The organism is Skermania sp. ID1734 (assembly GCF_007489285.1).
Classification (GTDB): Bacteria; Actinomycetota; Actinomycetes; order Mycobacteriales; family Mycobacteriaceae; genus ID1734.
The window spans coordinates 141,420-149,823 of sequence record NZ_VLIY01000014.1; the positions used below are offsets into that span (position 1 = coordinate 141,420).

The 8,404-nt window shown below is 64.4% G+C and carries 8 protein-coding genes; 2 read left to right on the plus strand and 6 right to left on the minus strand.

The features are described from left to right. Window positions 1-33 precede the first annotated feature (33 nt). Genes FOS14_RS18060 through FOS14_RS18075 form a run of 4 tightly spaced genes read right to left on the minus strand, consistent with a single transcriptional unit; the run spans window position 34 to window position 3,620 of the window. On the minus strand, window positions 34-447 hold the full coding sequence (locus FOS14_RS18060) for a nuclear transport factor 2 family protein (RefSeq protein ID WP_143772220.1): 414 nt from the start codon (window positions 445-447) through the stop codon (window positions 34-36). After that, entirely contained in the window at window positions 447-1,619 is a 1,173-nt protein-coding gene (locus tag FOS14_RS18065; protein WP_143772194.1) for a thiolase domain-containing protein, read from the minus strand. The genes FOS14_RS18060 and FOS14_RS18065 overlap by 1 nt, the downstream gene beginning before the upstream one ends. Then, entirely contained in the window at window positions 1,616-2,683 is a 1,068-nt protein-coding gene (locus FOS14_RS18070) for a thiolase domain-containing protein (protein ID WP_143772195.1), read from the minus strand. The genes FOS14_RS18065 and FOS14_RS18070 overlap by 4 nt, the downstream gene beginning before the upstream one ends. Window positions 2,684-2,693: 10 nt before the next feature. After that, window positions 2,694-3,620 (minus strand): Zn-ribbon domain-containing OB-fold protein, encoded by a 927-nt coding sequence (locus FOS14_RS18075; RefSeq protein ID WP_143772221.1) that lies wholly within the window; start codon window positions 3,618-3,620, stop codon window positions 2,694-2,696. Between the two features lie 137 nt (window positions 3,621-3,757). Here FOS14_RS18075 and FOS14_RS18080 point away from each other — a divergent pair, with 137 nt between their 5' ends. After that, window positions 3,758-4,795: an LLM class F420-dependent oxidoreductase gene (locus tag FOS14_RS18080; RefSeq protein WP_143772196.1), complete on the plus strand. Its 1,038-nt coding sequence runs from the start codon at window positions 3,758-3,760 to the stop codon at window positions 4,793-4,795. A 21-nt stretch (window positions 4,796-4,816) separates the two neighbouring features. Further along, window positions 4,817-6,379 carry an acyl-CoA synthetase gene (locus FOS14_RS18085; RefSeq protein ID WP_143772197.1) on the plus strand — a complete coding sequence of 521 codons (1,563 nt, stop codon included), beginning with the start codon at window positions 4,817-4,819 and terminating at the stop codon, window positions 6,377-6,379. Here the strand turns inward: FOS14_RS18085 and FOS14_RS18090 are convergent. Together FOS14_RS18090 and FOS14_RS18095 are read right to left on the minus strand one after the other, a co-directional pair. After that, window positions 6,376-7,950: an alpha/beta hydrolase gene (locus tag FOS14_RS18090; RefSeq protein ID WP_185981819.1), complete on the minus strand. Its 1,575-nt coding sequence runs from the start codon at window positions 7,948-7,950 to the stop codon at window positions 6,376-6,378. The two genes, FOS14_RS18085 and FOS14_RS18090, sit on opposite strands and share 4 nt — an antisense overlap. Window positions 7,951-8,156: 206 nt before the next feature. After that, on the minus strand, window positions 8,157-8,404 hold a 248-nt coding region (locus FOS14_RS18095), incomplete at its 5' end, for a transposase (protein ID WP_185981611.1).

Below are 8,404 nucleotides of genomic sequence, written 5' to 3' on the forward strand. Positions count from 1 at the left end.
CGCGAGAGGGTGCCTAACGAGAAGGGCGCTGAGTCAGGCGACGGGCTTGGCGGTCGACATTGCCCGCTCGACCTCCCAGAACGCCCGCAAGGCAACGATCTTGCCGTCGTCATTCACCCGATAGGTAAAGGCGCCCTCGGCATCGATCTGCATGCCGCCGATCAGTGTTCTGATGAATCCGAGAAAGCACGCTTCGTTGCCGCACGCGACCGAGTCGTGAAAATGAAACTCGATCGAGTCGGCCTTGGCGATGGCCATGTCCCAGAACGCGGAGATTCCCTCGGCGCCATGGTGGCCCTTGCCCTCCGGGTCGAACCCTGACGGTCCGACTGGATCCTCGACGCAGGCCTCCGGGGCAAACAAGGCGAGCCACTGCTGCTTGTTCTTCGCACGAACTGCGGCCTGGGAGGCGAGCCCGGCGGCGCGCGCCGGATGGACGGTGTCCATCACTCAGGCCGCTCGGAGCCAACGACCCACATCGAAAAGTATTGCGAGCCGCCACCGTAAGCGTGTCCCATCGCCTTGCGCGCATTGGCCACCTGATGATCGCCGGCGCGTCCCATCACCTGCATGGCGGCTTCGGCAAATCGAATGAGACCCGACGCGCCAATGGGATTCGACGACAGCACACCACCGGAGGCATTGACCGGGATCCGTCCACCAATAGCCGTCTCGCCGGCCTCGGTAAGCTTCCAGCCCTCGCCCTCAGCGGCAAAACCAAGGTTCTCTAACCACATCGGCTCGAACCAGGAGAAGGGCACGTAGATCTCTGCGGCGTCGATTTCCTCGAGTGGATCCTTGATGCCGGCCGCCTTCCACAGTGCGGCAGCAGCGTCGCGGCCAGCCTGGGGGTTCACCTGATCTCGTCCCGCGTAGGTGGTCGGTTCGGTCCGCATGGCGGTGGCGTGAATCCAGGCGACCTTGCGGCCCTGCGCCTCGACGGCCGCGGCACTGTCCGCGTCCCCGATGACCAGCGCACAGGCCCCATCCGAAGATGGGCACGTCTCGTCATAGCGGATCGGATCCCACAGCATCTGCGACGCCTGCACCGATTCCAAGGTGATGTCCGGCTGCTTCAAGTGCGCGTATGGATTTCGGCTGCCGTTGAGCCGGTCCTTCACCGCGACCATGGCACCGACATGTGCTGGTGCACCGGCACGTCGGATGTAGGAGCGCACGTGCGGGGCGAAGTAGCCGCCCGCGCCGGCGCCCACCGGCATGTTGAAGGGAATGGGAATGGACAACGCCCACATGGCATTCGATTCGGACTGCTTCTCCCATGCCACGGCCAGTACGCGGCGATACTGCCCGGACTGCACCAGGCTCGTCGCCACACATCCCGTCGAGCCACCGACCGACCCTGCCGTGTGCACCCGGATGAGCGGCTTGCCAGTGGCGCCGAGCGCGTCGGCCATGAAGAGCTCGGGCATCATGACACCCTCGAACAGGTCGGGCGCCTTACCGACGACCACCGCGTCGATTTCTTCCAGACTCAGCCCGGAATCAGCGAGCGCCCGATCGATGGCTTCCCGGCACAAGCCCGCCATCGACACGTCCTGGCGCTTGGCGACGTAATGCGTTTGTCCGGTCCCCAGCACTGCGGCGAGTTGCTTGCTCACTTGTCTCGACCTTCCATGACCGCGACCAGATTCTGTTGCAGGGCAGGCCCGCTCGTCGCGTGTGCCAGCACCCTTCCTGCCTGGCCGGAGTGAATTCGGTTTGCCGCGTGTCCGATGCGTTCGAGCCCACCGGCGAACAACGGGTTGCCGGCGAGCGGACCGCCCGACGGATTCACCTCGGTGTCGGCGGCCAATCCGATTGCCTCGCGCAAAATAAACTCTTGATGCGAGAAGGGCGCATACAGTTCCGCGCTGTCGATTCCGGTGACATCGCCGCGAGTGGCGTCGCGCGCCGCAGCGGTGGTGGACGCCGACACGGTCAGGTCACGCGCGCCGAGGTTCGGGGTATCGATGCGGTGCGCGATTCCGCTGATCCATGCCGGGCGTTCGCACAATTCCCGGGCACGGTCACCGGCCGCAAGTACGATTGCCGCGGCGCCGTCGGTGATCGGTGCGCAGTCATGGGCGCGCAACGGATTCGCCACATACTCAGTGGCGAGCAGCGCGTCGATGTCGACCGGACCGGAACGCTGGGCATTCGGATTTGATTGCGCGGCAGCGAGACTGCGTGCTGCGACCTCGGCCATCGAACGCTCGGTCCACTTACCGGCGTCCAGCCCGGCGCGGGCTTGCAGGCCGGCAATGCTCAGCGAGTCGGGCCAGAGGGGAGTAACCACATACGGGTCGAGTTGCATCGACAGAACCTGTCGCAGCCGTCCTGCCGAGGACTTGCCGAAGCCGTAGACGAGGGCGGTGTCGACCTCGCCGGTGAGGATCTTCAGGTACGCCTCGTACAGCGCCCAGGCTGCATCCATTTCGACGTGCGACTCGTTGATCGGCGGCACTGCGCCGATGGCATCGACGGCGGCAATGAACGAAAACGCGCGTCCGGCCAGATAATCTGATGAGCCACTGCACCAGAAACCAATGTCGGACTTAGTGATTCCGAGCTTGTCGTACAGCTCCTGGAAGCAGGGCACCAGCATTTCCACGCCGTTGGTGGTGCCGGTTGTTTCACGAACGTTGGGGGATTGGGCAAAACCCACCACAGCCACTTCGGTCATCGACGCGTCCTCACAGGTGATGCTTGTAGGTTTCGTAATCGGCGTCCGGTTCGCCGGTGGGCCGGAAGTGGTCGATGTTCTCGAGGGTGTAGCCCCAATGTTCGCGTGGCTTCCACACCGCTTCGACCCGCATTCCCATCCGCACTTCCGCTGGGTCGCATTCCAAGATCAGGTGCAGGAACGGGATATCTGCGCCGTCCAGCAACACGTACGCCGCGATGTAGGGCGGCTTGATGCGCTGACCCAGGAACGGCACATTGACCACACAGAAGGTGGTGACGATGCCGCGGTCGGGCAGTTCCACCTGCTCGGTTGTGGGCCGGCCGTCGGTGGGGTTGGCGCCCCGCGGCGGGATGTACACCTTTCCGTTCGCGTCGGTGCGGCCGCCGATGAGCCGGCCCTCCTTCAACCCGCGCAGGTAGTAGCTCTCCTGGAACGACGCTGAATGCTGGTATTCCAGTTTGACGGGCGTGGTGAGGATGGTGATCGGCTCGCCACTGGAGTCGCTTGCCGTCGTGGGTGTTTCGCTGTTCTCGCCGGGCTCGAAGCAGACGATGTCGGTGATGGCGCCGATCGTTTCGCCGCGCCAGCGGGCGCGTACCCGCATGCCGGAGTACATTGCGTCGGGCGAACCAGCGTCCACGGCGTGCAGCATCGCGGTATCGGCACCGTCGAGTTGGATCAAAGCGAACGCAAACGGGTGCGGCAGCGGATGCGCCTCGAGCGGCTTGGCCACCCAGCTCCAGGTGGTGACCGTGCCGGTGTCTGCGACGTCGACAAACTCGGTCAGCGGCTTGGACGTCACCGGGTCGTACTCGGAAGGCGGCACGATCACCCGCCCGTCACTACCTCGGATACCGAGGATCCGCTTGCCGCGCAAGGCCGTTAAGAATCGACCGAGCACCGGGCCGACGGACCTGGTGTAATCGAATTGCATGTGCAGCGGCGCACTGAGCGGCTTTTCGAGCTGTGCGTCACGAACAGCACTGTTCACATTGCTCACAACTTCGAGTAGAACAGGTTCTTATTCTGCTCGCAAGGGTGACTTCGAATCACCCCTTCGAAAGGCGCGCGATGAAGCTCGGACTACAACTCGGATACTGGGGCGCCCAGCCCACTCCGAACGCCGGCGAACTGGTCCGCGCGGCCGACGAGGTCGGGTTCGATGCGGTGTTCGCCGCCGAGTCCTGGGGCTCCGACGCCTTCACCCCGCTCGCCTGGTGGGGTTCGGCGACGCGGCGCGTCCGGTTGGGAACGTCAGTGGCGCAGTTGTCCGCGCGGACGCCGACCGCGTGTGCCATGCACGCCCTGACCCTCGACCACCTCAGTGGTGGGCGGGCAATCCTCGGACTGGGCGTGTCCGGGCCACAGGTGGTGGAGGGCTGGTACGGACAGCCGTTTGCCAAGCCGCTCGCGCGCACGCGTGAGTACGTCGACATCGTGCGGCAGGTACTGGCCCGCGAGACCGCCGTCCACAACGACGGCCCGCACTATCCGTTGCCGTATACCGGCGCTGGCGCGACGGGTCTGGGCAAGCCGTTGCGGCCGATTACCCACCCGTTACGTGCGGATTTGCCGATCTGGCTCGGCGCTGAAGGTCCCAAGAACGTGGCACTGACGGCCGAAATCGCCGACGGCTGGCTGGCGATCTACTATTCGCCACGGCTGGCTCCCATGTACAACGAGTGGCTCGACGAGGGCTTCGCTCGTACCGGCGCGCGACGGTCGCGGGCCGATTTCGAGGTGGCCGCGAGTTGCCAGGTGATCGTCACGGACGACCGGGCGGCCGAGATCGAGCGGTTGCGACCCGTGATCGCGCTATACGTCGGGGGCATGGGCGCGCCGGAGTTGAACTTTCACGCGCAGGTATACCGGCGCATGGGGTACGCCGCCGAGGTCGACGAGATCGGCCGGCTGTTCCAGTCCGGCCGCAAGACGGAGGCGGCCGCCGCAGTACCGGACGAGATGGTGGTCGAGACGATGATCATCGGCGACGGAGACCGGGTGCGCACCGAAATCAAGCAATGGTCGGACGCCGGCGTGACGATGCTGTTGGTGACGTGTGGCGACGTCGAACAAATGCGACGCCTCGCCGCACTTGCCGATAGCTAGAACACGTTCTAAATTCGAGGAATGACCGACGACGCACTCGCCCCCGGCCTGTGGAAGATCGCTGCTGCCGATCCGCACCGGATCGCCCTGGTCGATCCGGATGGCAACTCGCTGACCTATGGTGAACTCGCCGCGCGCGCCGACCGTTACGGTGCAGGTTTGCAACAGATGGGTCTGCGCCCCGGCGATGCCGTGGTGATGATGTTGCACAACACCGCCGACCTGGTCGCCTTCTATTTCGCTGCCTTCGAGACCGGCCTCTACATTGTTGCCGTCAACTGGCACCTCACCGGGCCGGAGGTCGCTTACATCCTCAAAGACAGTGAGGCCAAAGCGTTTCTGGCTGGTGAGCGCTTTGCCGAGGCGGCCGTGCAGGCGGCCGACGAGGCCGGGGTCCCGGCGGACGCGCGGTTCGCGGTCGGCACCATCGACGGGTTCCGACCGCTGTCCGAACTCGGCGCCGATCTACCGCCGGGACGTCCCGAGATTCGCACCACCGGCGCACCGATGCTGTACACGTCCGGAACTACCGGACGTCCGAAGGGCGTCCGTCGCCCGCTGACGGGTAATGATCCGGACGAGGTGCCGCTGGCCGCGAGTGGGTTCTTCGGCATCTTCGGACTGCGTGCATTCGACAGCCACGTCCACATCTGTGGCTCCCCGCTCTACCACACTGCCGTGCTCAACTTCGTCACCATCTCTATTCAATTGGGGCACAAGGTCGTCCTGATGGACCGCTGGGATCCGGAGGAAATGCTGCGGCTGATCGAAGAGCATCGGGTCACCCATTCGCACATGGTTCCCACCCAGTTCCACCGCCTGCTCGCCCTGCCTGAGGAGGTTCGCGCCAAGTACGACGTGTCGTCGCTGCGCTGCATGATCCACGGCGCCGCGCCGTGCCCCTTGGAGATCAAGCGCCGCATGCTCGAGTGGTGGGGGCCGGTGGTGACCGAGTACTACGCCGCAACCGAGGGTGGCGGGACATCGATTTCGGGCGAGGAATGGCTGCGCAAGCCCGGCTCGGTGGGTAAGGCGTGGCCCAATTCTGTTGTCAAGGTGCTCGATGACAATGGCAATGAATTGCCGCCCCGTGAGGTCGGCCAGGTGTACATGCGGATGGGTGGTTCCTCCTTCGAATACCACCACGACAAGAAGAAGACCGAAGCATCGCGGGTGGGTGACCTTTTCACGCTCGGTGACGTGGGGTACGTCGACGAGGACGGTTACTTGTACCTGTGTGACCGCAAGTCGGACATGATCATTTCTGGCGGCGTCAACATCTATCCGGCCGAGATCGAGGGCGAGTTGGCCGTCCACCCGAAGGTCGCCGATGTGGCGGTGTTCGGTGTGCCCCATGAAGATTGGGGCGAAGAGATCAAGGCGGTGGTGCAACCGGCCGACGGTATCGAGGGTGACGAGGCGTTGACTGCCGAGTTGCTCGACTTTGCCGCCAAGCGGCTGGCGAAGTTCAAGTGGCCCAAGTCCATCGACTACGTCAACGAACTGCCGCGCGATCCAAACGGCAAGCTGTACAAGCGTAAGTTGCGCGACCCCTACTGGGCGGACCGGGAGCGCGCAATCTAGTGCTGCCCGACAATTATCCGCGCGATCGTGTGCAGTGCCGGATTGTCGGGGTCCCAGTACGAACTGTGGCTGCCCGAGCCGTCCCAGACGATTCCGCCGGGTGACCACCACGGCCCACGAGTGGGCGCGCCGTCGAAGACTGTTGCGCCGAACTCCGGCCGGATCGGTTGGGTTTCGTGAATGAACGGGGGACTTGCGCGGATTGGGTCGAATTTGTTTGTCGTGGCGAACACTCGGGTGCCGTTCTGCGCCGGGTCGACGCCGGTGAGTCGTAGGTCTGCGACGTTGTCGACGCCGACGCCGGGGCTTGCCACCAGGATCAGCCGGTCGGCGTTCAAGGCGTAGCCATTGCTCGCCGCGTGACCGATCACGGTCGTTCCGTAACTATGTCCGACAACGGTATTCATGGATGGCTGGCCGATGTGCGTTGCGCGCAAGCCCTCCTGGAACCGGTCGAGTGCCGGCGCCGCGCGGTCGGCGTACGCGTGCGACGGTGAGTCGGTGACCAGACTCTGTGGCGCGTCGTATCCGTACCAGGCGATCACTGCTGGTTGACCGCTGCCGAGGGCGACGGCCTTGTCCTGCATGGCAATCGCGCGCGTCATGCCGCGATCGAAGTCTGTCAGTGTGGCGCCGGTGCCGGGCACAAAGGTGACCACGTGCGTCGCCGTGTCGGGGTCGTTCGTCGCGACGGCGGCGTGGCCATTGTTGTCGAGGAGCGTCAGCAATCGTGGTGGCTGCGCCGCGCGAGCGACCGCGTCGTAGCCGTCGATGTTGCGGGTTCGGGCACGTGCTGCGTCGATGCGGTTGCGCCACAACACAAAATCTGCATGGGTTTGTTTCCAGTGATGCGTCGCGGACGGCGGGGGATCCATTGGGATGTTCCGGCCCGCTGCCCAGTCCGGATGAGCGGCCGTGAGCTGGTCCACCGTCGCCTGTGCGGCGGTGCAGTCGGCGCGCAGCAATTCGAGTGTTCGGCGATTGAAGATGTCACGCTCGGCCTGTGGGATGCCGTCACGGTTGCCCAAGAAGCGGTCCTGCGCGTACAAGGCCTCCTTCTGATCGGTCGACAGTTGTTGCCACGCATGATGCAGTTGGGCGGGGTCGGTCGGCAGCGCCGAGCTCGCGAGGTGCGGGGCCGCAGTAGTGAGTTCGGTCAGCGTCGAGTCGAGTGCTTTCGCCGCTTGATGTTCAGTGTCGACAAAGGCGTTGATCTGTGCCCGAATTCGGTGCTGCAGGAACGCGGCATGATCGGGATCGGATGTGGAAGTGACCGTTCCGTTGTCGGTGACGGCCATACCCTCGTCGACTGCCTCATCGATGAGATTCAGCAGAGTGGCGCGGATGTCGGCGAGATGCGTGCCGAACCGGGTGTAGTGATCGCCGAGTTCGTCAATGGCGTGGCCGATTCGTCGTGCAGTCTCCCAATCTGTGCGCGCTCTTGTCGTGGCCGATCGCGCCGCCCGCCCTTGCCAGTGTTGGGGGAGAAGGTCCGCGATTCGTGCGGCGTTGTCGGCGCTGTCGACGAGAAGCTCGGTCTGGGCGCAAAGTTCGGTTGCGAAGTCGTTCATGGAGAGCGGTTGGCAGCGTCGGATGCGCTCGATCGATCTCATCGGCGAATCTTGTTCTTGGTCTGTTCGTCTGCGCCGACATATCTGGCAGCGCTGGATCGTGTGGTCTGCGCGAAGTCCTGTATTGCAGCAGCAATTGCCTGATGAGCCGCAGCGGGTCAAGCCCCTAGAAGTGGTGTAACTGAATTGTGATCCTTCGTTGGTGATCAGGCGGGTAGTTGCATCAGTGCATCAGTGGTCACCTCCGTCTGCGAGCTGGTGTCGGTGTCGGTGGTCAGGGTGAGTCGGCAGCGGCCCAGGACTTCGAGTCCGAGGTATCGGCGTCCTTCGGCCCATTCGTCGGTCTGCTCGGCAAGGACGGCGCCGATGAGGCGGACGATGGCATCTCGGTTGGGGAAGATGCCCACGACGTCGGTGCGGCGGCGGATCTCTCGGTTGAGCCGCTCGGTGGGGT

Excerpts from the sequence above, each read along its gene's own strand:
- FOS14_RS18060 (WP_143772220.1), bottom strand. The coding sequence starts at position 447 with ATGGACACCGTCCATCCGGCGCGCGCCGCCGGGCTCGCCTCCCAGGCC.
- FOS14_RS18070 (WP_143772195.1), bottom strand. The coding sequence starts at position 2,683 with ATGACCGAAGTGGCTGTGGTGGGTTTTGCCCAATCCCCCAACGTTCGT.
- FOS14_RS18075 (WP_143772221.1), bottom strand. The coding sequence starts at position 3,620 with ATGCAATTCGATTACACCAGGTCCGTCGGCCCGGTGCTCGGTCGATTC.
- FOS14_RS18080 (WP_143772196.1), top strand. The coding sequence starts at position 3,758 with ATGAAGCTCGGACTACAACTCGGATACTGGGGCGCCCAGCCCACTCCG.
- FOS14_RS18085 (WP_143772197.1), top strand. The coding sequence starts at position 4,817 with ATGACCGACGACGCACTCGCCCCCGGCCTGTGGAAGATCGCTGCTGCC.
- FOS14_RS18090 (WP_185981819.1), bottom strand. The coding sequence starts at position 7,950 with ATGAACGACTTCGCAACCGAACTTTGCGCCCAGACCGAGCTTCTCGTC.